Annotated in this window: 17 protein-coding genes and 1 pseudogene; 6 read left to right on the top strand and 12 right to left on the bottom strand. The window is 58.5% G+C overall.

Translation table 11 applies throughout. The features are described from left to right. Positions 1 to 6: 6 nt before the first annotated feature. From I6E60_RS05265 to I6E60_RS05250, 4 genes are read right to left on the bottom strand one after another with little or no spacing between them, the layout of a single operon-like run. Positions 7 to 1,143, bottom strand: coding sequence for a glycosyltransferase family 1 protein (locus tag I6E60_RS05265; protein WP_197179167.1), 1,137 nt, complete (start codon positions 1,141 to 1,143; stop codon positions 7 to 9). Beyond that, on the bottom strand, positions 1,140 to 2,933 hold the full coding sequence (locus I6E60_RS05260) for an ABC transporter ATP-binding protein (protein ID WP_197179166.1): 1,794 nt from the start codon (positions 2,931 to 2,933) through the stop codon (positions 1,140 to 1,142). Before I6E60_RS05260 ends, I6E60_RS05265 begins: the two co-directional genes overlap by 4 nt. Continuing rightward, positions 2,930 to 4,093, bottom strand: coding sequence for a hypothetical protein (locus I6E60_RS05255; protein ID WP_231601133.1), 1,164 nt, complete (start codon positions 4,091 to 4,093; stop codon positions 2,930 to 2,932). Before I6E60_RS05255 ends, I6E60_RS05260 begins: the two co-directional genes overlap by 4 nt. A 7-nt stretch (positions 4,094 to 4,100) precedes the next feature. After that, the gene (locus tag I6E60_RS05250; RefSeq protein ID WP_197179164.1) at positions 4,101 to 4,277 is read right to left on the bottom strand and encodes a hypothetical protein; all 177 of its coding nucleotides are present in this window, start codon (positions 4,275 to 4,277) and stop codon (positions 4,101 to 4,103) included. A gap of 184 nt (positions 4,278 to 4,461) precedes the next feature. Here I6E60_RS05250 and I6E60_RS05245 point away from each other — a divergent pair, with 184 nt between their 5' ends. Continuing rightward, complete coding sequence (locus tag I6E60_RS05245; protein WP_197179162.1) at positions 4,462 to 5,751, top strand: nucleotide sugar dehydrogenase; 1,290 nt, start codon at positions 4,462 to 4,464, stop codon at positions 5,749 to 5,751. Continuing rightward, positions 5,712 to 6,131 (top strand): hypothetical protein, encoded by a 420-nt coding sequence (locus tag I6E60_RS05240; protein WP_197180100.1) that lies wholly within the window; start codon positions 5,712 to 5,714, stop codon positions 6,129 to 6,131. The genes I6E60_RS05245 and I6E60_RS05240 overlap by 40 nt, the downstream gene beginning before the upstream one ends. Positions 6,132 to 6,210: 79 nt before the next feature. Here I6E60_RS05240 and I6E60_RS05235 read toward each other — a convergent pair whose 3' ends face one another. The 8 genes and pseudogenes from I6E60_RS05235 to I6E60_RS05200 form a co-directional block, all read right to left on the bottom strand. Then, positions 6,211 to 7,281, bottom strand: a complete 1,071-nt coding sequence (locus I6E60_RS05235) for an NAD(P)-dependent oxidoreductase (RefSeq protein WP_197179160.1) — start codon at positions 7,279 to 7,281, stop codon at positions 6,211 to 6,213. A 4-nt stretch (positions 7,282 to 7,285) separates the two neighbouring features. Next, the gene (locus I6E60_RS05230) at positions 7,286 to 7,996 is read right to left on the bottom strand and encodes a 2-C-methyl-D-erythritol 4-phosphate cytidylyltransferase (RefSeq protein WP_197179158.1); all 711 of its coding nucleotides are present in this window, start codon (positions 7,994 to 7,996) and stop codon (positions 7,286 to 7,288) included. A gap of 30 nt (positions 7,997 to 8,026) precedes the next feature. Beyond that, positions 8,027 to 9,247: a polysaccharide pyruvyl transferase family protein gene (locus tag I6E60_RS05225; RefSeq protein ID WP_197179157.1), complete on the bottom strand. Its 1,221-nt coding sequence runs from the start codon at positions 9,245 to 9,247 to the stop codon at positions 8,027 to 8,029. 78 nt (positions 9,248 to 9,325) lie between these two features. Continuing rightward, positions 9,326 to 10,306: a phosphorylcholine transferase LicD gene (locus I6E60_RS05220; protein ID WP_197179156.1), complete on the bottom strand. Its 981-nt coding sequence runs from the start codon at positions 10,304 to 10,306 to the stop codon at positions 9,326 to 9,328. A 1,096-nt stretch (positions 10,307 to 11,402) separates the two neighbouring features. Next, positions 11,403 to 12,176, bottom strand: coding sequence for an ABC transporter ATP-binding protein (locus I6E60_RS05215; protein ID WP_231601132.1), 774 nt, complete (start codon positions 12,174 to 12,176; stop codon positions 11,403 to 11,405). Next, positions 12,163 to 13,020 (bottom strand): ABC transporter permease, encoded by an 858-nt coding sequence (locus I6E60_RS05210; RefSeq protein WP_197179155.1) that lies wholly within the window; start codon positions 13,018 to 13,020, stop codon positions 12,163 to 12,165. The genes I6E60_RS05215 and I6E60_RS05210 overlap by 14 nt, the downstream gene beginning before the upstream one ends. Before the next feature lie 245 nt (positions 13,021 to 13,265). Further along, on the bottom strand, positions 13,266 to 15,131 hold the full coding sequence (locus I6E60_RS05205; RefSeq protein WP_197179154.1) for a glycosyltransferase: 1,866 nt from the start codon (positions 15,129 to 15,131) through the stop codon (positions 13,266 to 13,268). 6 nt (positions 15,132 to 15,137) lie between these two features. Next, positions 15,138 to 15,879 (bottom strand): annotated as a pseudogene (locus tag I6E60_RS05200) (integrase core domain-containing protein). A gap of 431 nt (positions 15,880 to 16,310) precedes the next feature. Here I6E60_RS05200 and I6E60_RS05195 point away from each other — a divergent pair. The 4 genes from I6E60_RS05195 to I6E60_RS05180 all read left to right on the top strand — a co-directional run bounded on the left by I6E60_RS05195 (position 16,311) and on the right by I6E60_RS05180 (position 21,708). Next, on the top strand, positions 16,311 to 18,527 hold the full coding sequence (locus I6E60_RS05195) for an acyltransferase family protein (protein WP_197179153.1): 2,217 nt from the start codon (positions 16,311 to 16,313) through the stop codon (positions 18,525 to 18,527). 507 nt (positions 18,528 to 19,034) lie between these two features. Further along, a complete protein-coding gene (locus I6E60_RS05190) occupies positions 19,035 to 20,240 on the top strand; it encodes a polysaccharide pyruvyl transferase family protein (RefSeq protein WP_197179152.1) in 1,206 nt (401 codons plus the stop codon). Then, positions 20,237 to 21,526, top strand: coding sequence for a CDP-glycerol glycerophosphotransferase family protein (locus I6E60_RS05185; RefSeq protein WP_197179151.1), 1,290 nt, complete (start codon positions 20,237 to 20,239; stop codon positions 21,524 to 21,526). Before I6E60_RS05190 ends, I6E60_RS05185 begins: the two co-directional genes overlap by 4 nt. Positions 21,527 to 21,549: 23 nt before the next feature. Further along, on the top strand, positions 21,550 to 21,708 hold the full coding sequence (locus I6E60_RS05180) for a hypothetical protein (protein WP_197179149.1): 159 nt from the start codon (positions 21,550 to 21,552) through the stop codon (positions 21,706 to 21,708). Positions 21,709 to 21,789: the final 81 nt, after the last annotated feature.

Below are 21,789 nucleotides of genomic sequence, written 5' to 3'. Positions count from 1 at the left end.
CAGGCTCTACCCCAAGAGGCCCCGCACCGCGTCGAGCCATCCGGCCTGCTGAGCTTCCGAACTCAGCTCCTTGGCACCGGCGTGAGCGTTCGATTTCCAGCGAGCGACCTCACCCCGCTCGAGTTTGTCGAGCACCGCAACGATGTCTGCAACGTCGAAGCCTGCGGCTGCTACGCCGAGATCGTACTCCTGCAGCAGACGCTCCATATCGACGGTGGGCCCGATAACCATGCCCAGGCGCGCCTGCACGGAATCGAAAAACTTGTTCGGCAACGCGAGCCTGATGTTCGTGTTAGTCGGAGGCAGTATGTGCAGCCCCGCGTCATAGCGGTGCAATATATCGATGAGTTCATCGTGCGGCACCGGCGGGTGCAAGGTAACACGTTCGCCGAGTTGGGCAGCGCGGGCCTGCAGCTCGCGGCCGAACGGAGTCTCCTGCTGAGTGAGATACAGATCGAGCGTGACATTTGTGGACGACTGAGCGACGGCGTCCATCATCACCTCGGGCCGACGATTCCGCGCGGTAACGCCGGCGTGCACGAGACGAATCGGATCGCCGACCGGGGCTGGCGCGAGATCAGCACGGTACGGTGCAGCATTATGCACGACGCCAGAATCAATACCGAAGCGCTCGCGATAGCATTTCGCGATCGTCCCGGAGACTGTGGTGGCCGCTGCCGCACGCGTGGCCTGGTTTGAGAGCACCCACTCTTGGTAAGGCTGACGCACTTTCACCCACACCGGTATATCGTCGTGCAGCCCCGGATAGTACTCGTGCAAATCAAGCAGCACCTTGGAGGGACCGACCATCGAGTAAGCGACCGGCAAGGTCTCGAGTTCATTCGCGAGCACAGCATCAAAGCGACGCCCGCGGAGTTTCGCTATCGCGTTCTTGCACCGCTCGTCGCCCGCGAACGCCGCCGCATACATCCGCAACCGCACGAATACAGCTTCACGGTACTTCGAAAAGGTGGACACCGCAGGATCAAGCCTGATGTGCTCGATGTCCTCGCGGACAGCTTTACCGTACCCACAGGTGACGACGTCGTAGTGCTCGGCGAACATCAGCGCCTGTTTCTTCACACGAGCATCGTTTACGAACTCGGTGAACGAAAGGATGAGTAGCGTCGGCCGTGCGCTCATAGTAGTCCAGCTAGCTCTGCCTGCAGCCGGAATTCGGGAACCTGCGCGACGACCTCCTCGAACGTGCCACTGCCCAAGATTTCGCCCTGATCGAGGTAGCAAATGCGGTCGTATTCGCGGATTGTCGCGAGCCTGTGCGCAACAGTGATGAAGGTCACTTCGCCCTGCAGCTCGCGCATCGACTCAGTCACACGGTTCTCGGTCGCCGTGTCGAGAGCACTCGTCGCCTCATCCATCACGATAACCAATGGATCGGAGTACAGAGCTCGCGCGATGCCGAGCCGTTGCTGCTGGCCACCCGATATCGACGAGCCGCGTTCACCGATCCGCTCCTCGATTCCTGCACCGCGGCTGGCGAGCTCCTCGAGGTGCGCGCGTGCGAGCGCGGCGGTAACCCGGTCGGAATCGTAGTCGTCTTCCCACGTAAGGGCCACGTTCTGGGCGATCGACGCGTCGAAGAGCGCGACGCGCTGCGGGACGTACCCGACACGTTGCCGCCACTGTCGCATGACAGTGTTCAGTTGCTCGTCGTCAATCCACATCGATCCGCTTGTAGGAACGCTTAGCCCGAGCAGAATATCGATGAGGGTCGATTTGCCTGATCCTGAAGGGCCCACGATGGCGAGGCTCGAGCCGAATGGCACAGTGAACGAGACATTTTTGAGCACATCGGCATCGGCGCCCGGATATCTAAAACACACGTTCTCTAGCGCGAGTTTCTGCGGTGCCACCGAAAGCTTGGCGGTGTCGGCGCGCTGTTCCTGCGCCGTGCTGTCGCCGCGCAGATCCGTGAGCTCCCGGATCACATCACGTGCGTACACCTCATTCGCGGATGCGGCGGTGAAGCTCGCCTGCACCTGGTTCATGGCTGGGATCATACGGAAGCCAGTCGCGGCGAATAACGAGATCGCGACCACAGCCTGCGCCGTGCCGTTCGCCCCTCCTCCACCGACGAGGTAGGCACTGCCCCCCACGATGAGGAACCCGCCGATGAGCGCGGACTCGAACACATACTTCGGGACGATGCCGAGGAACGAAATGTTTGCCCGCGCGCGGGTCGCAACCTTGCGGTTCTTCGAGACGACCCTGCCGACCTCTTCGAGCTTGTCGCGGAGCACGACCTCTTTGAGCGCTTCGACCATCTCTGTCATGACAGTCGCAACCTTGTAGGCGTAACCGCGGTTGTCGCGCCCTGCCGCTTGAGATCGACGAGTCACAACGAGCAGCATGAATACCGCGATCAACGAGAGATATACGAAGGCGATGAGCGCAGTCAACGGCTGGGCGAAGACGAGAACGCCGAGCACCGCAACGAAGGTGAGTGCGTTGCCTGGTACCTGGGCAAGCGGCAAGATGAACCCGAGGTTGGTATTAGCCATCGAACTGTCGACGATGCGCGTCACCTCGGCGGTACTCAATTGCGAGCGCTTTAGCCAACTCGCGCGCGTGTATCCCTGAAATAGCTCGTCGCCGACCTGAAGTTCATACCGGGCGAAGCGGCGCGTCGCGTACCAGTGCAGCACGACCGCGAACACGCCCTTCAGAATGAAGAGTAGACAGATGACTGCGATGATCCACACGGTTGCAGAATCAGGCACCTCTCCGAGCACCGGAAGAACGACTGCGCCGCCGGTCACCAACGGAGTGACCACGAGCATGATGAGCGTGAGCGCGATGATGTCGAGGATTGCGAGCAGACTAGTCGCTATTGAGTACCAGACATAGTACGGTTTGGCACCCGCCGGCAGCACTGTGAACAGCTCATTGAGTGTGCGCCACAGATTCCTCATCGTGCTCCCCCCTCGACTCCATCGACCCACACCGCGAGCACACGGCCGCTCTTGTCCCCGTTGTGGATTCGAGTAACGAACCCCGGTCCGGCCGCCGCGCGCTCGAGCGCCTCGGCGGGCTCTGCGATTATACGGAGGATCGTCTCGCGCAGCGCTGCTGCTGAGGCCTCGATTATAGGAAGTTCTTCGCCGGTAAGCTCCGCGACTCGATCGCGGTGCGGCACGTGAGAGACAACGATGCGCCCGGCGGCCATCGCCTCGCAGGCCGCGACACCGTAGGGACCGCCACGGAACTGATCGAGAACGATGTCCGCCGATCGATAGAGTTCTGGCATCTCTGAGTGTGGAACCCCGCTCACACTCTGGTATCGGATGAGCCCCAGCTCGTGCAGCTCGCGCATACTCTCTTCGATGAGTTCAGTTCCTTTGATGAATGACTTAGAGGGCACGTGCACGACTTGAGGCACCCCGCCGTGACTGAGCGGGATCTGGCCCCCCGCCCACAGGGGCGGGTCGACAACCGTCGGCAACCACGTCGCGTGAGGAACATCGCTCAGTAAATCGACCGTCGAGACAAAGACTGGAGCCCCAGTCGCGGCAATCAGCTCTTGGCTACGACGGGTAACACCGCGCATCGTCTCCGCGAATTCTGGGCTAGATGCGAAGTAGGAGTCGGGTTCGACGGCCAGATGCCGATCGGGATCGCGGATGTCGGAGCCGTGGAAGATAAGACCCACTTGCACGCCACGAGCCGTGAGCGCCTGAGCTTGACCCGCCGCCGAGTTATAAAGGCGGCCCGCGACCCCGCGGTTCGATTCAATAAGCACAGCGCGATACTGCGTGAGCGCTTCGAACTGGGCGCGCTGCCACGAGCGCGAGAATGCCGCATAGCCAGCGTGGGCGGGGAGATCGACGGGGAACTTGAATGCGTCATCGGCAATGAGCTGCATGCTCGTCGCCCGCACGTCAGGTTTGGCCCGCTCAAACGAACGCGCCCACTGATACCCCTGTCCGGCACTGTTCGCGGGCCCGATGAGCACACGCTCTCCCTGATCACCAGTGGGGGCCGTGCCAGGCTTGCCGACGCCGCGCTGCGCGAGCTTCATCATTGTGAGGCCCTGGGCTGCTCGTGCCCGGAGGTTGCGGATCACATTCACCATAAAGTTCTTACGCACCAGCGGTCACATATTCGGCGCCAGCGTCCACGCTGCGCTCGAGGTTTCCCTCGCCGAGCGACGGGTGCGCGAGCGCAAACGGCACCTGCGACGCCACAACGGTCGACGACGGGACGACGACCTCAGTGCCGACGACTGGCTCGAAGGCTGGAATGAACTCGAGGGTCATGCGAGACCTTTCACGGAGTATGTTTGCTGAATTACGCTCGCCCCAAGAGTACCGCTTCGCACCTGCCGAACGCCCGACAGGCAGTGTTGTGCGCCGCTAACCAAACGCCAGCATCCACAGCCGTTGCGCTTTAGACTTGACTGCGCGTAAGCGTTGCGTCACACAACTCTAAGGACTCGGTTTCGTGAAAATTGCGGTAGTTGCTCTCGGCAAAATTGGCCTCCCTTTGGCCGTTCAATTCGCTTCAAAGGGCCACGAAGTCGTGGGAGTAGACATCAACGCGAGCTTTGTTGATCTCATCAACAAGGGCATCGAGCCGTTCCCCGGTGAAGCCCACCTGCAAGAGCGCCTGAGCGAACTTGTGCCCGCCGGCAAGCTGCGCGCAACCACCGACTACGCCGACGCGATCCCCGGCGCTGATGCAGTAGTGCTGGTCGTTCCACTCTTCGTCGACAATGACGCCAACCCCGACTTTGGATGGATGGATGTCGCGACCCGCTCGCTCGGCGAACACCTCACCCCCGGCACTCTCGTTTCCTACGAGACCACCCTGCCGGTGGGCACCACCCGCACACGCTGGAAGCCGCTGCTTGAAGAAGTTTCTGGCCTCACGGAGGGCACCGACTTCCACCTGGTGTTCTCGCCCGAGCGAGTGCTGACGGGTCGCGTGTTTGAAGACCTCCGCAAGTACCCGAAGCTCATAGGCGGGCTCTCTGACGAGGGCGCGGCTCGCGCCACCGACTTCTACAACGCTGTTCTCGACTTCGACGAGCGCCCCGACCTCAAGCGCCCCAACGGTGTCTGGGATCTCGGATCAGCCGAAGCATCCGAGCTCGCTAAGCTCGCTGAGACCACCTACCGCGATGTAAACATCGGCCTCGCCAATCAGTTCGCTCGGTTTGCGGACAAGACGGGTATCGATATCTATCAGGTCATCGAGGCCACAAATTCGCAACCGTTCAGCCACATCCACCAGCCCGGAATTGCGGTTGGCGGACACTGCATTCCGGTCTACCCACGCCTGTACCTCTGGAACGACCCTGACGCGACTGTTGTGCGCGCCGCTCGTGAGGCGAACGCGGGTATGCCCGAATATGCGGTCGGGATGCTCGAGGGCGCCCATGGAGACCTCACGGGCCAGCGCGTCGCGGTACTGGGTGCCGCGTACCGCGGCGGCGTAAAAGAGACGGCGTTCTCGGGCGTATTCCCGACTGTCGCCGCTCTCGAAGCCCGTGGAGCCGTCGTGAGCGTGCAAGACCCGCTCTACACCGACGACGAACTTGGTGCGCTCGGCTTTGCGCCGTTCCACTGGGGCGAGTCTGTCGACGCCGTCGTAGTGCAGGCCGACCATGCCGAGTACCGCACTCTGACCGAGGAACAGCTGCCGGGCATCCGCACCTTCATCGATGGTCGCCGCGTGAGTTCTGCCGGTCAGTGGCCGAATGCCACGTACCGGGTCATCGGTACGGCCTAGCGCGTAGCGCGGAGTGCGACTTTCAGCACTACGACAGCTTCGGCAACCGCTCCATCGAAGATCGACTCACCCTTTTTCACGACGATGCCACGGTCGCAGAGTTCGCGAACAGTCTTGGTGTCCTACCTGACGACGGCCAGAACGCAACAGCGCTCGTGCATGATCCCCTGTACGGCGATGACGAGCTCGCCGGCCTCGGCTTCACCCCGCACTACCTTGGTGAGGCGGTGGATACAGCGGTGGTGCAGCCTGAGCACGCCGAATACCGAGGACTCACGCCGGCAGACCTTCCCGGCATCAAGAACTCCGCCGACGGTCGCTGTGTCAATTCAGTCGAACAATGGCCAGGTGCCACTTACCGGGTTACTGGAAATTCATAAGCGCACGACGGCGCCAATGATCAATGTTTCGAGCGATTGGTCGTCGTCGGGACCGGATGAAATGCCGTGACTAATGCCGCTAGACCGAGAATGGCCCGCCGGGTTCTTTCAGCACCGACATCATTCTGCCGACGCCGCGCTCAAGATCGAAGGCCGGTTTCCACCCTAGCGCCTCTAACTTATCTGAGGCCAACGATGAGTTCTGCATCAGACTGGGGGCGCTCAACCCTGACTCTGCCGAGAGGTCGTAGCGAGCTTCTACCCCTCCCGCGTGCGCAATGGCCTCCGCGATGTCACTGATTGTGCAGATGGAGTGAGGGTTCGAGATGTTATAGGCGTTGGCCCGCTCTCCTTGAAGGAGAACAGTGAGAATCGCCGATGCGCAATCGAGCGAGTAACAGTACGAGCGCAGCTGGCTCCCTTTGCTTCTCAAAACCACATCGTTCCCGGCGACAGCATTCCGGGTGAATTCCGCCGAAGCGCGATTGTCCGAACTCCGAATCGACGGCCCGTAAATATGTCCGGGTCTCACGATCACGGAGTCAATGCCGTACTGCATCCCATAAGCGACACACAGCGACTCTCCCGCACGCTTCGATGACGGGTACCCCGCACGCTCGTTCAAGATGTCCAGGTAACCGAAGTCGTTCTCCGCATACGGGTGCGTGCCCTCACTCTTTCCGTAGACCTCGCTCGACGAGATATACAGGAGCTTTCGTGCCGAAGTGGCGCGAGCCAAGTCAAACATACTCGACAGCCCGAGAATGTTCGCAAGCATCGTATCTACAGGTCGCTCCATGTATAGGGCGGGATTCGCGTTGCTTGCGCCATGGATGATGTAGTCAACATCCGAATCAAGCGCGACTCCTTCGCTCGACGTCGCGTCATACGGCACGAAGACGATGCCGGAGTCGCCCGCCGAAAAACGTGCGAACCGCTCGACGGCAGCCTGCTCACTGCGGCCCGCGGCGAAGACAGTGATATTCGCGCCGTGCTCTCGGTTCATGAAGAGGAGAACGTCGACAATTGATGAGCAGATCATCCCCGTCGCTCCGGTCACGAGAATACGGGTTCCGTGGAGCTTCTTCGCATCGGGGATACACGCCAACGCCGTACGGAGGTCGTCCCAGTAGGAACTGCTATACGCCATCAGCTCACCCAGCACTCTTCCGGGCATCGAGAATCGACTCGAAGATGTAGAGATCGTCCATGGTGGTGATCTTCAGATTCTGTTCCGAACCGGCCGAGAGATAAACCGTCTCGCCGAGCTCTTGCATAAGCACGCATGATGCCGCTGTGTCTTCAACGCCCTGGAGTTTCGCCTGCTCGTGAGCCCACATGAGCTTGCCGAGCGTGTATGCATGCGGTGTCTGGGTTCGAAATAACTGCTCGCGGGGAATGGAAACCGTGGACGATGCTCCTTCGTCATGACTCCTGAACACAGCTTCGACACAAGGAATAGCAGCGACTGCACTGCCCTTGGCTTTGAACACGGCGACACTATCAGAGATGATCTCCGACGAGACGAGGCACCGGTTCCCGTCGTGGATCATGACGATATCGTCATCCGAAGCTCCGTCAGCCCTGATCTTCAGAAGACCGTTGTTGATCGATTCCTGACCGCTCGCGCCGCCCGGCACGATAGCCTGCAACTTCGTGATTCCGTGCTGTTTCGCATATGCCGAGACGACGTCAATCCATGACGGGAGCGTGACGACAACGATTGCATCAATGGAGGGGTGTTCTTGAAAGGCCTCCAGAGTGTAGACGATCAGCGGCTTATTCTTTACGTGCATGAACTGCTTCGGGATGTCCTGTTTCATCCGTGAACCGGTTCCCGCTGCCGTCAACAGTGCTGTAATCATCGCAAAACTCCTGGAGACATCGAACAGTGTTCAGTTGCGGACATTGAGGATCCTATCGAGGTAGTCAGTGACGCTCTCTTGTGCCTTATCTTTCATCGCAGAGAGAAGTTCAGGGTCGATTCCTTCGCTCTTTGCTTTCTCCATGCGATCGACAATAAGGTCCGGCCGGAAGTCCTTCTGCTGGATGGCGCGTTCGGGGTACCCGATGATCGTCATCAGCTTTTCAACCTTGTCGTTCCACGACAGGATCACCGATGGCACATCCATGGTGAACGCCGCGATGGATGAGTGCATCCGACAGGTAATGATGGCCTCATAGCCATTGATCGTTTCGCACAGAACAGTGTCGTCGACGGGCCTATCAACCAGATAGGAATCCGGCAGCTTTAGCCTCTTAAGGACTCGCTTACCCAATTTGACGTCGCCCGGCAGCCCGTTGGTGAAGAACTCGAAATCGTATCCGCGCTCGCGAAGAGTCGTCGCGATTCCAGCGAAAAGAGTCACCCACTGTTTCGCGTCAAAGCTGACCCCGTAGCCTTGCAGTGAGTTGCCCCGGATGAGACCGATACCGATCTTCTTTCGTTCCACGCCGGTGTCGATCGCGTAGGCTTCCTTCATCCAAAAAGCCGAGTCTGCGAGCAACTTGACCTTGTGCCCCGGGCCAGCGCACGCTTGGACTGCGTCCAGATTATCTCTGGCCGACACGTACGTGACGGCCGGAGACTGGAGCGCCCTTTTGAGGATCGTGCTTCCGAAGTCACGCTCATCGAACGCACCGGCTCTCCCAATGGCGTTATAAACCACTTCGAGATTGTGCCGCTCCGCGTATTCGCTGATGAGCAGCAATGACCAGTGGTACTCGTTATAGCTGTACTCAAGGAGACCGGCGCCATCGATGACGATGTAGTCGACCCCTTCGAGCTTCAGATCGAAGTAGCTTGCCAACCGCTTGCGGTAGTTGCGACCAAGCTTCCAAATCAGGTGCCGAGCCCTGCTGATGAGGTTCTGTACCGATTTGGACTTAGCTTCGCGGCCTTTTCGCTGCAAGTACAGGAACGCCTTCTCAGTGAGTTGCCCCTTCTCGCTGTACTGATGGTAGTTCCGAAGTCGCCGTTCGCGGGCATCGTCAATCTCGAAGATCGTGTCATTCCGGCCGAGAAGGTCGACTTCCACGTACTCGATTTCGATTCCCGGATCAGCCTTCTGAAGCCCGTCGGAGATCAAGTACTCCAAGCTGCGTGCGATGAACATCTCCCCGAGATTCTCACTCTTCACCAGCCCGCATATAGCGATTTTCACTGTCTTAGCCCTTTCGCTTCTCGGAATACGTCACTCCACATCATCAAGCATGTCTTCGTCGTCGGCGATCGGCCTTTCAGGATCCACGGCCTCCGGCTGCGCATAGGCGACCGACGGCTTTTCCCCTTCAGTATAGGACAAGAAAGTCGCGAAGTTGTGGCGTGGGATTCGCTGGTGCACAGGCAACCACTCCATGTAGTTCGCCCCATATAGCTGGCGAAGATACGTGTCGTATCCCGCCGGGCACGAAAGCATGTGCCCCTCGAACTCCATCTTGATTATGGGAGAATACTCGGACTTCAAGACGCGTTCTTCGGTCGTATGGACGTTCGTCATCATCACGCCGATGTAGTCAGAGTCTTCGACCCTCATCGAGGCCGCGTGGTCAATGACCTTATCGAAGAGCGACTGCACGCCGACGGTGCGGTAGAGACGAGCTGCCAAGTGGCTGCGGAGGAAGCGATATGGGTTTGGACCACGGTAACGCTTTATGTTTTGCGCGTGACTCACCCGATTCTTTCGGTGCCTGATCTCGGCGTAGTGTGCGTCATTCTTTGCTTCTGTGTCGGGCAGGCCCTCGATGGGAAAGATGTCCAAGAAGATGGGGTATACCTTGCTACCGATTCCACCTGCTTTTCGCTTCGCAATCAAGATCGACTCGGAATACAGCTTCCAGTGGTAGGCAAAGTAACCGCGCGATGAGTTCGGAGCCAGGAGCTCGAAGTCTCCGATACGGCCACCGGACAGCTTCATAAGCTTCTCGCAATCGGACCTCGGCATGTTGACGTCAACGTCGTCGTCCCACGGGATGAAGCCCTTATGTCGGACGGCTCCAAGCAAAGTGCCGCCGGAGAGGTAATACGTCAGGCCATGCTCTTCGCAGAATCTGTCGAACTCGACCAGAACTGCGAGCATGTGTTCTTTGTGCTCCGAATCGGACGCAAGATCCTTAAGGTCGCTGTAGTCGTACTCCCGCATTATCTGCCGGGCTCCTTCGGTTGGTTTTTTCACGGCACAAAGGCCACGTTTGTCACGGCACTAAGGCCACGTTTATAACGGGAGACAATTGCCGGGTTCCACAGCCGTTCCATCGGCTCATGCACCCAGCAGCGCATCCGCTGCATCCGCCAGATCGCGGCAACCTGTCTCGCAGTGCTCAACCATACCCCAGGCGGAGTCCGCTAAACTGTTAGTCGACAGTTTGTCGTCTCGACAACCAATGTGCCTGACGTGTTCATGAAGATCCCGAACCCGATCGCGATAACACGGCCGAGTCGGCGCTGGCGCCCGCGATAGATAGGCCCAGTCGATGCAGGCCATCATCGCGATGCGGGCAGCCTCTTCTGCAAGAGGGTTCTTGGCGATCACAAGGTGTGGCGACGACCAGATAAATCAGCCTTGCGCCCCTCTGTCGGAGTTACCCCGCACTCGGCATGATTCTTCTTAGGCTGAGGAACCCTGCCCACGTCAAGTTTCGCTGGGCGCGAGCGTTTGAGCACCTGCCACGTCACGCGATAGGGATCCCTTCTTCAGCGAGTTCCTTCAGGAGCGCGCAGCACTTTCGCCCGGCAAATTAGCTTGCAACAGATACGCCGCAACGATTCCTGCAACGTTATAGCGTGAAGACCAGAGTCTTTCGCTATCTGCTCGATCGCCACTCCCGGTTCATTGTGAGCGATGCGTACAAAAAATCCTCACAAAACTCGCTCGGGTAGGGCTTCGGAACTATGGCGTCCTTTCAGGCCGCTCTTCCGGGCCTGCCAGAACAGATACCGCCAAGCCGTGCAGCAGACCCTATTGCCGCAGAGATGCGGGCTGCACGCGAAGCGAATACGGGCATGCCCGCATTCCTGACTATGCGATCGACCTTCTCGAGGACGCCCATGATGATCTCTGTGGCGAGCCGGCGGTTGCCACAGAGATCCAGACAGACCATACCGGGCACAGAAAGCCGGACGAATTGGCTCGGCGGAGCGATGGCCGATCGCGACATACCGGGTGAGAGGCAAGGGCCAGTCGAAAGTTCAACTCACTCGACGTTGACCCGGCCACTCGGAATGGTGAGTCAGGCGGATTGTTCCGTCAACCTCGCCCTACTCGGTCCAATTCACTGGTTTGCGTGGCCGAGGTAGGCTTCGCAGACTTCCTTTGGGTCACCGTTCATCCGAAGATTACCCTTGTCAATCCAGAGAACGCGGGAGCAGGCTTCCAAAATCGTACTGATGGAATGACTCACCAGCATTACAGTTCCTGCCGCCTTCTGCATTTCTTTAATGCGCTGCTCACTCTTCTTTCGAAACTTCTTATCTCCGACAGAAAGCGCCTCGTCAATGAGGAGAATGGAGTGGTTCTTCGACGCCGCAATCGCGAACCGCAACCGCGCAGACATACCGGACGAGTAAGTACGCATCGGGTACTGGATGAATTCTTCCAAACCGGCGAATTCCACGATAGACCCGTATTTTTCCCGCATTTCTGCTTCTGAAAAACCGAGGGCGAGTCCGCCCAAACGGACGTTCTTATCGCCGGAAAGTTCGTTCAACAATGCGGCGTTCACCCCCAACAAAGCAGGCTGGTCTTCCGCATACACAACACCTGACGACGCCGGCGTTAGGCCCGCAACCGTCCGCAGCAAGGTGGACTTACCAGACCCGTTGTGCCCAATTACGCCGATGCTTTCGCCTTGAAACGCGGTGAAGGATACGCCCTTGAGTGCGTGCACTTCGCGTACGCCTCGAGTGCTTCGGGATGCCAGTGACTTGCCACCCTCCGAAGGCTTTCCTGAGGCGTACGTCCGATAACGCACATGCACATCGTCCACAATGATGGTCGGACGAGTACCCGAATCCAGCATGAGTTGTTCCTCGTCAGTCACGTCCATACCTTTCCTCGGCTCGCCAGAAGAAAATCACTCCGAAAACGAAGGTTCCGACTGCCCACAGCCCCGCCCAGAGCCACAGCGAAGGGTCGACGGGAAAGTCAGCAAGAAGGGCATTGCGCGAAAGACTGATGAACTCATACACCGGCGTCAGGTGAACAATCAGGAGCAGATCTGGCCTTTGAGCCAATATCAGATCGACTGAGTAAAAGATGCCGCTGGTGTAGAACATAATCCGCGACACGACAGGGATAACCTGCTTAATGTCCCGGAGGTGCACCGACATACGGGCCACGATCATGGCAACCCCGGCGTTGAAGAACGACATCATCAGCATTATCGGAACGATGAGCAGCCAGGACCATCTGACGGGCTCACCGAAAAGCACGAGCAGTACCCCGAGGACGCCCAAGATTGGCACCATTCGGTAGAGCTGCTCCAAGACCACCGCGATCGGCAAGAGAATGCGGGGGAAACTCAGGCTGCGCACGAGTCGGGTGTTGCTGATTATGGCCTTGGATCCTTGCCCGATTGAGTTGCCGAAGTACTCGAAAACGAACACTCCGACAAGCAAGAAGGCAATGAAGTTTTCCGGACGGCTGTCGTTATCCAGAATGAGACCGAAAACGAGTCCGTAAATCAGCGCATTAAGAAGGGGCTTAACGACGACCCATGCCATGCCGAGCCGGTTGCGTTCGTTCTCGGACTGGATGCGATATCTCGCCAAGGTGCGAGCAAAGTTGCGCCGTCTCCACGTGTCTGCGAGGTACTTTCCGAAACGAGGGCGAAGGCCCACTCGAATCAATCCATACCGTTCAGCGAGCGCAGAAGGACTATCCTCGATCACCTGACTCCTCCGATATACCCGCTCGCAGCGAAGACGGGCCCAAGCTGCTCCCCTACTATACAGTCTGAGTCACGCCAGTCTGCTTGCGCACTTACGCGAGCGATCCGGCGCCATATGCGTAAGGCATTCCGGAAGCGGGATATCGAGAAGCACTCCTCCTGTTCTAGCCGCAGTGTCGACTTTCGTTACGTCTCCGAAAAACTATTCGCGACTCTCAGAATTCCTTCAGTAGCGAAGGAGCGAGCTCATTTCCGAAAGGTTTGCTTCCAGACCTCCGGCGATGTGATGTCGCTCGCCTGCTGACGATACCGGTTTCGCAACTCGTCCCAGTTCTGTCCGATTTGGCGGTTGAGGCGAATGCTTTCGGCCATGAGTGAACGGAACCTAGTGCGATCGCGGCGATACCATGACGATCCCTGGGAGTCGGCGGTGTCCACCAGCACGCTGTCGAATCCGGGGAGCCGCCACCAGGTCGCGTCACGCTTGCTCAGTCTCTCCTTTGGCTGTTCGACCAAAGCTTGTGGGGTGCGGGCGAACCAGTGCCGAAGTGCCGCTCGGACGGTGAACAGCGCTAGGGCGGCACCACGCGGCCCCTTCCCATCCGTCGGTGGATACGACAGCCGTCCCTCGAGGCTCTTCGGTGCGGCCGCCGCATCGTAGACCGCCATCTCCGGATAGTCGGCTGCCCACGCACGAAGTTCGGCCAGCCGATTCGGCATCATCTCGTGGAGGTGTTCTGGTCCGGCAAGCACGTCGCGCATAGCCTGAAGGCGGAGCGCGACCGGGTAATACTGCAGCGAAAGCAAATGCTTGAGGTCTTGTTTGCGGTATTCGCTTAGAAGGGAGCCACCCCGCCGAAAACTTGAGTGCAGGAGGGCCGCGATGAGTCGGTTGCGGGCATGGAAATATGCCTGCCAATCGATGGTGTCGTCTTTGTCAACCCAAGAGACGTGCCAGAGTGCGACACCCGGCAGTGACACAGTCGGGTATCCGGCTTCTCCCGCTCGGAGTCCGTACTCAGCGTCGTCCCACTTGATAAACACCGGCAGCGCGAGGCCGATGTCGCGGATGACAGCGACAGGGATTAGGCACATCCACCAGCCGTTAAAGTCGCTGTCTTCTCGTCGATGCAGCCACGATGTCTCTCGCAGTGAGGATTCCGCAAAGTCGTGACGTTCGTGCGCACGGTCTGGGGGGCCCCACATGAACGGCCGCTCGTCCACGACTTCACTGTAGGCGTGCAAAACGGTTCGCTTGCCCAGGTCGAGCATGTGCCCGCCGACGATAGCGGGGCTCACGCAGTAGCGAGCGAACCACACTGCCCTCAGGACGCTTTCAGGCTCGATTTCCACGTCATCGTCAAGCAGCATGACGAAGTCGGAACTGTCACGTTTCAGGGTTTCGGCCATGCCGCGCGAAAACCCTCCTGAACCGCCCAGGTTCGATTGCTCGATCACCGCGAGCTGCTCACCCAGCGCAGCGGCGACAGCATCGTAACCCGCCTCTGCGGTGACCTTGCGGGTGCCCTGATCGATCATGAAAATTCGGTCGATCTCATGCAGGGCTTCGGGAGCGTCGGCGAGAGCGTTGAGAGTTGCCACACAGTAGTCGGGCTTGTTGAACGTGGTGATGCCGAGTGAAACTAGGCCAGTCGTCACCGGGTCTTCGGCGACGCCCCAACGACTTTCCGTGACTTCGATATCTCCTTCGGCTTTCACGTCAAACCAATACCAGCCACCATCGTCGAAACCTACGAGCGGAAGAGAGAAGGTTGATTCCGTCGCACCGGCGACCGCGGTTACCTGCATCGGGCGTTGCGTACCGTTCTCATCCGAACGCATTACTGTCACAACTCCACGCCCTTTGGTGCTGACCCGAAGTATTATTTCGCGGACGGACGTCCACCGCTGCCAATAGGACGCGGGAAAAGCGTTGAAGTAGGTGGCAAACGACACGGAGGTCCCCGCATCGAGCCGTATTGTCCGGCGGTCGAGTACGGCGACCTTTCCACTGTCTTCAACGTCGACGTAGAGCGGAGCCAACTCGTCGATATCTCCGGCCGGAAACACAACGCTCTGAACGGTTGCGGTTACTGGGGTGCTCAATCTCATCGTGTCCTAGTTGTAGTTCCCACTGAGGTTGTGAAGGCGGTCTGATCGTGTTTGGCCGCCGATACCGTTGTGGGGTCTGTGAAAATTGTAGTGGTGGAGCCCGGTGGGATATTCGGCGGCTCGGGCTGCCTCACTGCGATAGGTGGCGGCGTCGGCCCATTCGGTTGCGAGGGTTCGGCTGAACCGTTCGACTTCCCGTTGGTTTGTGGCCGGCATGACGCGCCCCTAACCACCGTGTCCGGTGTTGTTTCTAATTCCCGCCGTCCGCCCTAGGACCCGATGTCCGCCACCATCGGGGATCCGGCCTTGTCGCTTGATTCCAAAGTGCACCAGCTCATCGGGAGTGGCCTTCTCGCAGCGGACGGCTTTTCGCCGACGCATGGGAAGACCTGTGGCTTGGTCGAGATAGATCAGCTTTGGCATCGATAGCGCACCGGGGCCCTCTCGACCGTAGATCGGTTGATGCCAAGGTGATAGCCGATCCGGCGCGGACTCCAGCGACGAAGAAACCGCAGTGCGACGATGCGATGTTCAAGCCGAGCTGAACACCGAGTGGGAGACGTGCGCGGCCGCGAGGAACGATCAGTCATCTACTGATTCACCCCTAAGCGAGCCGCCCATTTCAGAGCGGTCGCGGATGAACACTGCAACCCTTCCGCTGCTCGCCGGACTGACCAGCCACGATCCACGATCAATGGGCAAGATGAATTCGCCCCTGCCGGGTGAAAGGAGCGTTAGCTTGAGTCACGAAGGCCTCCGATTGTCGATGTGAGCTCGGTAACCCCCAAATCGTGCCGGAGGACTTCACTAAATCGAACGATCACAGGAACTGCATCTAGTTTGCGTACCAGCGCCCAGTCGGTGCACAACGTCGCATCTTTCAACGCTATCCTTCCGGAAGGTGATCGCGCCTCTCCTCAACCGCAGCCCAACCCCGAAATGGGCGGCCTCGACCAAGGACCACTAAGGTGGGCCGGCGAGCATGAGCGTCGACAGCGGGTAGTAGATCAGCGGCTTGTCGTACCCGGGATCCGCTGTCATAAACGCGCAGCGTCCGCCTTCGAGGGTGACCCCCTTCACGCCGACTATCCTGGCAGACCCGCTTGCAGTTCCACCGGCACGTTCTGACAGCCGCTTCGTGAGGGTCGTTCGCAGACTTTTGCGTGGCATAATCGACCAGTGAACTCTGCCCCTACGCCGATGCCCCTGGCTCGCTCCCGATCAGAGTTGCGGCGAGACCGAGAACCGGGATCCGGCACGGAGAAGCTCCCGAAGGGTTCGGGCTTCCGGCCCGATATCCAGGGCCTCCGGGCAGTCGCAGTCGTCACGGTTCTGCTCTTCCACACGAATTGGTCCCTCTTCAGTGGCGGATTCATCGGCGTCGACATCTTCTTCGTGATCTCCGGGTTCCTAATCACGGGAATTCTACTGCGGGAAGCCCAAAGCACCGGGCGCATCGGGCTCGGCAACTTCTACGCGAAACGTGCGCGGCGCATCCTGCCCGCAGCGACAGTCGTCCTGCTCGTGACCCTCGTGCTCACGGTCGCATTCCTCCCACAGATCCGGTGGGAGTCGATCGGTGTCGAAACGATCGCCTCCGCTCTTTACCTGGTGAACTGGGTCTTTGCGGCCGGTACCGACTACCTGAACGCTGAGGTCGCCGCGAGCCCATTGCAGCACTTCTGGACGCTGGCGGTCGAAGAGCAGTTCTACATCGTCTGGCCGCTGATACTCGTCGCATTGCTGGCGCTCTTCGCGTTGATTCGGCGCAAGACACAAGAGGGGCGCGCGGATCATCGCGCGACAGCCGTGCGGGCAGCGCGCATCGGCGTGCTGATGGTTCTCGTGCCGTCGCTGCTCTGGTCGATCTATCACACGGCCGTGGATCCAGAGGCTGCCTACTTCGTCACGACGACGAGGTTGTGGGAGCTCGCGATCGGGTCGGCGCTCGCCGTCTTCGCGCCGCAGGTGGCGCGCATACCGAGCTGGCTGGGTTACGTGCTGGGCTGGTCTGGGCTTGTCGCGATTGCCGCCGCGACACTACTGTTCTCCGGTTCCACGCCTTTCCCCGGCTACGCAGCGCTTCTTCCGACTCTGGGAGCCGCTGCGATCATCGCCGGGGGCATGAACGGAAGAGCCGAGATCGGAGTCGGCCTGCTGCTCACTCTGAAGCCGATGCGCTGGATCGGCGACATCTCTTACTCGCTCTACCTGTGGCACTGGCCACTCATCGTCGTCGGCACTTATGTGCTGGGTGGCGAACTGCGCGTCCGATACGGGCTACTCATCGTGGCGTTCGCCGTGCTTCCGGCGTGGCTGAGCTACAAATTTATCGAGAAGCCTTTCCAAAACTGGCAATGGCTGAAGCAGTCCAAGCGTAGGTCGCTGCTGGCGGGAGCAAGCCTGATGGCCGCGACTGCCGTCTGCGCATCCCTCGTGTACGTCGTGCCTGGACGCATGAACCCGGAGTACAAGGCCGACACCGCGGCGAAGATTGGCGCGGAGGCGCTGACGGATGATTTCGCCAATGATGACCTCGCGAGCTTCACCGATGCGGGAAAACCGGTCGATGTTGTCGAGGGCGGATTCACACCCTCCGTCATCGACGCACGCGCGGACAATACTGTGGTCTACGCGCTCGACTGCCATCTGGGGAGTCCCGAAGCGACGCCGAAGATCGAAGGCTGCATTTTCGGTGATCCGGATGGCGCTGTGAGCGTAGTGCTGATAGGTGATTCGCACGCTGCCAACTGGTCATCGCCCTACATCACACTCGCGGAAGAAAACGGCTGGAAGCTGCGCATCACCAGCAAAGCATCGTGCGGGTTCTCAGGTTTGAGCCAGGCGGATGGCGATGGTGGCGAGTACACCACCTGCAACGAATGGAGCGCAACGAGCTTCGATCAGATCCTCGCGGAGGACCCTGACCTCGTCGTCACGGCGAACAGGTTTACGCGAGCAGCTTGGGGAGAGGGGCTCTCGACTGAGGAGGCCCGGTTGCTTTACGCCGATGGTCTCCACGACAATCTTCAGCGTCTGAACGACGAAGGTATCCCGACGCTGGTGATGGCCTCGACACCGGGAATGAGCAGCGACCCGCCCGAGTGCATGTCTGCGAACCCGGACAACCTGACCGCATGCGCGACGCCGCGGGAGGTCGCGTTCGGCACGGGCAGCGAGTACGTGGAGCGGACCGTCGAGGGTCTCTCGGATGCGGACGTCATCGATATGGGCAACTGGGTCTGCCCGGATCCCGAAGCGTGCGCTGTTGTCATAGGAAATGTCGTAGTCTGGCGAGACCACGTTCACTTCACGGAAACGTTTGCCCGAACCCTCGCCAAGCCGCTGGAAGCCAAGTTGCGTCAGTCGGACTTGGCGAGCGGCGTGCTGTGGTGAGTGGCCCGCTATACCGGGACCGGCACTCGCCGGAATGCGGATAGGACCGGGGAATGCCAGTTCCACGCGTTCTTTACGCCCAGCGCCCTGAGTACCGTCACTGCACATAAACCCACCGCGGTCACGTGATCTTCGAGCCGCCTGATGCCAACCTGAAGGGCCCTGTCCCCTCCGACAAGCGGCCTGGGCGCGAACAGAGAGGGCGTCAGGCTGACGGCTCGTATCGCTACTGCACAAGGCTTCATGGCATAGAGTCGATGTGAAACAGCGATCGCAGCCGTGGTCACGTGACGGGCATTCCCGCCAGCGCACGTTCGGTTACCGGCCGCTTTCGGCGAAACGACTGCCCGGTAATGGCTGGCGTTGCCGCAGACTGAATCGATCCGGATGCCCGGTTTGTCCAGAGGCTTCGCCCGGCTATGTGAAAATGATTTTTTACGTTTCGTCGCGCCACGGGTTCGAACGACAGCGACATATCAATACCTCGGAGGTACGACTATCAACACGATGCGTAAACGTGTAGGCGTGGTCGGGCTGTTCAGTAACGAGAACATCGGCGACTATCTCTTGGTTGAAAGCGCCAAGTTCTTGCTCAGAAAGCACTCCCCTGACATTTCTCTGCAGGATGTAGATGTCGATCCTCGAGATCCTCATATCTTTCAGGGGCGGCGCCGAATCAACCTGTACCTGCATGTACTCCTACTCCGGTCTAGGAAAATAGTCTTTTCCATCATCCGACTGCGAACGTTTCAGTACTTCTACGAGTACTTCATGTGGTGGCTGAAAGTGAACTGGTACTACAAGGAGGTCATGCAATCGCTCGATGGCCTCGTGATTGCGGGCGGCGGATTCATCAAGTTCAAAACTCAGGGATTGAATTACCTAGATGAACAGATCATCAAGATCGCGGAGAAACGCAACATCCCAGTGATGTTTAATGCCGTTGGTGTCGAGGGGTACGATCCTAACGATATTCGCAGTAGACAGCTCAAGCGAGCGCTCAACTCAGATGTCGTTCGGGTCATCACGACTCGAGATGACCTGACAACACTGCGCACTTCGTACATCACGAACAAGAGCATCATCAGCGACCTCGTCGGCGATCCGGTGTTCTGGCTTCAAGAGGCCTTCTCGATCGAAAAGCGGTCCGACGCGGTGAACGTGGGCATCAATTTGATCAATCCGGACAATTATAAGGAGTACGGCGGTGAAGCCGACTCCTTCAAAATCGCAAACTTTTATAAGAATCTCATCGAAGAACTGAACATTCAAGGAGTCGACTTCTACCTGTTCTCCAATGGAATGGAAGTGGATCAGCGCTTCGGTGAACAGCTGGTCGCTGACATGGGCCTGCCCCAGAACCGGTTGCTAAGGCGGCCAGAGAGTTCAGTCGAGTTCTTAGCCACGATGACTGATTTCAAGGTGATCCTCGCCGCGAGGATGCACGCGGGCATTGTTGCCTATGCACTAGACATTCCAAAAGTTGGGTTGATATGGAGCGAAAAAATCGACTTCCTGGCTCGCCTTCTTGGTGAACGGGATGCGTACTTCAACGAAGAAGAACTCGACTATAGGAAAATCGTGAAACTGCTGATCAAGAGCGAATCTTTGAAAATTGATACGACGACGAAGGATGCTCTCAAGCAGAAAACCTTTAGCTATATTGGCTCGTTCTTAGACGATCTCGACGGAACTGGCGGTGGAGGACGTTGAGCCGGCTGATCAGCGGTCAGTATGTTTCGACCCTCGTAAACCGTTTCTTCTGGGTCATCAAGTTGCCCCTTCAGGTCCTCTTACTGTCTATCCGAGTCCTTAATAAGGTCCTGGTCCACTTCGTATTTTCGAAAATCGATGTTGCGCTATCGCGAACGGCCAGGAAGCGGCTCGCGAAGAAGACCCCCGTAGATCCCAACATTATTCTCTTCATTACGTTTCAGGGCGAGTACACCTGTAACGCTAAATACATCAGCGAAGAAATGATCCGAAGGGGTTCTACATACAACATCGTCTGGGCAGTGAGCCCGTCCTCTCAAGGACCCCACCCGAGCGAGATGAGCTTCGTTCGCATCGGATCGGAGGACTTCTACAAGACCGCTGCACAAGCAAAGGTCATTGTCCAAAACGGCCATACTCTTCAATTACAAACTGTGGCGAAAAACACGGGCCAGTATTGGATCCAAACGTGGCACGGGTCACTGGGTCTAAAGCGGCTCGAAGGTGCGGGCAGCGATGATCGTTTCTTCAATGAGATGAGAACTCTCCAGTCCCGGCAAACCGACTTTCTTATCTCCAACAGCCAGTTCGAAGATGACGTATTTGATAGCACCTACTGGCCCGGTGTTCCCGTCTTGAAACTGGGACATGCGCGTAACGACATCCTTTTTGACCATTCGACCGAGACCGCTGGCCATCTTCGCCGCAAAGTGCTCACCCGCTTGAATGTCACCGATACAGGGCAAAATTTCCTGCTGTTCGCGCCGACGCACGACGAAAAGAGCTTCGGGCAATCTTTCAGTAATTTAGATTTTGAGAGGCTTCGTGAGGTCTTGGGGAGCAAGTTCGGTGGAACTTGGGAGTTCCTCATTCGGGCCCACAACAGCAACAAGAATTCGTCCAAACAGCGGTTCGCTGGTCTGCCCATCTACTGCCACAACGTCTCGTTCTACCCGGACATGCAAGAGCTCCTGATGGTTGCGAACGTTGGCGTGACAGACTATTCAAGCTGGGTCTGCGACTACATCTTAACGGGGAAGCCCAGCTTCTTGTATGGAGTAAAGACCGAGAATTTCGACGCGGTTCGCGGCTCTCATCACGACGTTGAGGACACGCCCTTCAGCATGGCGACTTCTAACGCCGAGTTAGTTCAGAACATATCCGCATTTGATCAGCACGAGTACGAGTCCAAGATCGAGCAGTTCCTCGAGCATTGCGGATCCGTCGATGACGGTCGGGCCGCCCCACGGATCGTGGACAAGCTTGAGGAACTCATGGAGCATTAGGCGCGTGACGTAGAATCATTAAAATGTCTGCACAAAACAACAATGATGTCGGTGGTTTGCTCACACCCACTGGCGAACATGTGACGATGACGGAGCGCCCCGTCATCGGGTGGGCTCCACACGTAGGGTTTGAGTCCGGACTTGACCGCACCATCAGCTGGCACGAAGAACGGGTGGCGTAGTGCTCCAACCAGCAAACTCGGGCCACGCGGTGCCTCTTTCGGAACCCACGCACTCTCTAGCCGTCACCGATATCGGGTGGA

Source organism: Salinibacterium sp. SWN167, assembly GCF_015864665.1.
Classification (GTDB): domain Bacteria; phylum Actinomycetota; class Actinomycetes; order Actinomycetales; family Microbacteriaceae; genus Rhodoglobus.
The sequence above is the reverse complement of the archived record's forward strand: the minus strand, read 5'-3'. Positions and strand labels throughout refer to the sequence as shown.

Coding starts and splice junctions, on each gene's coding strand:
- I6E60_RS05260 (WP_197179166.1), bottom strand. CDS start 2,933: ATGAGGAATCTGTGGCGCACACTCAATGAGCTGTTCACAGTGCTGCCG.
- I6E60_RS05225 (WP_197179157.1), bottom strand. CDS start 9,247: ATGTTCATCGCACGCAGCTTGGAGTACTTGATCTCCGACGGGCTTCAG.
- I6E60_RS05215 (WP_231601132.1), bottom strand. CDS start 12,176: ATGGACGTGACTGACGAGGAACAACTCATGCTGGATTCGGGTACTCGT.
- I6E60_RS05230 (WP_197179158.1), bottom strand. CDS start 7,996: ATGATTACAGCACTGTTGACGGCAGCGGGAACCGGTTCACGGATGAAA.
- I6E60_RS05250 (WP_197179164.1), bottom strand. CDS start 4,277: ATGACCCTCGAGTTCATTCCAGCCTTCGAGCCAGTCGTCGGCACTGAG.
- I6E60_RS05180 (WP_197179149.1), top strand. CDS start 21,550: ATGTCTGCACAAAACAACAATGATGTCGGTGGTTTGCTCACACCCACT.
- I6E60_RS05265 (WP_197179167.1), bottom strand. CDS start 1,143: ATGAGCGCACGGCCGACGCTACTCATCCTTTCGTTCACCGAGTTCGTA.
- I6E60_RS05255 (WP_231601133.1), bottom strand. CDS start 4,093: ATGGTGAATGTGATCCGCAACCTCCGGGCACGAGCAGCCCAGGGCCTC.
- I6E60_RS05235 (WP_197179160.1), bottom strand. CDS start 7,281: ATGGCGTATAGCAGTTCCTACTGGGACGACCTCCGTACGGCGTTGGCG.
- I6E60_RS05205 (WP_197179154.1), bottom strand. CDS start 15,131: ATGAGATTGAGCACCCCAGTAACCGCAACCGTTCAGAGCGTTGTGTTT.
- I6E60_RS05190 (WP_197179152.1), top strand. CDS start 19,035: ATGCGTAAACGTGTAGGCGTGGTCGGGCTGTTCAGTAACGAGAACATC.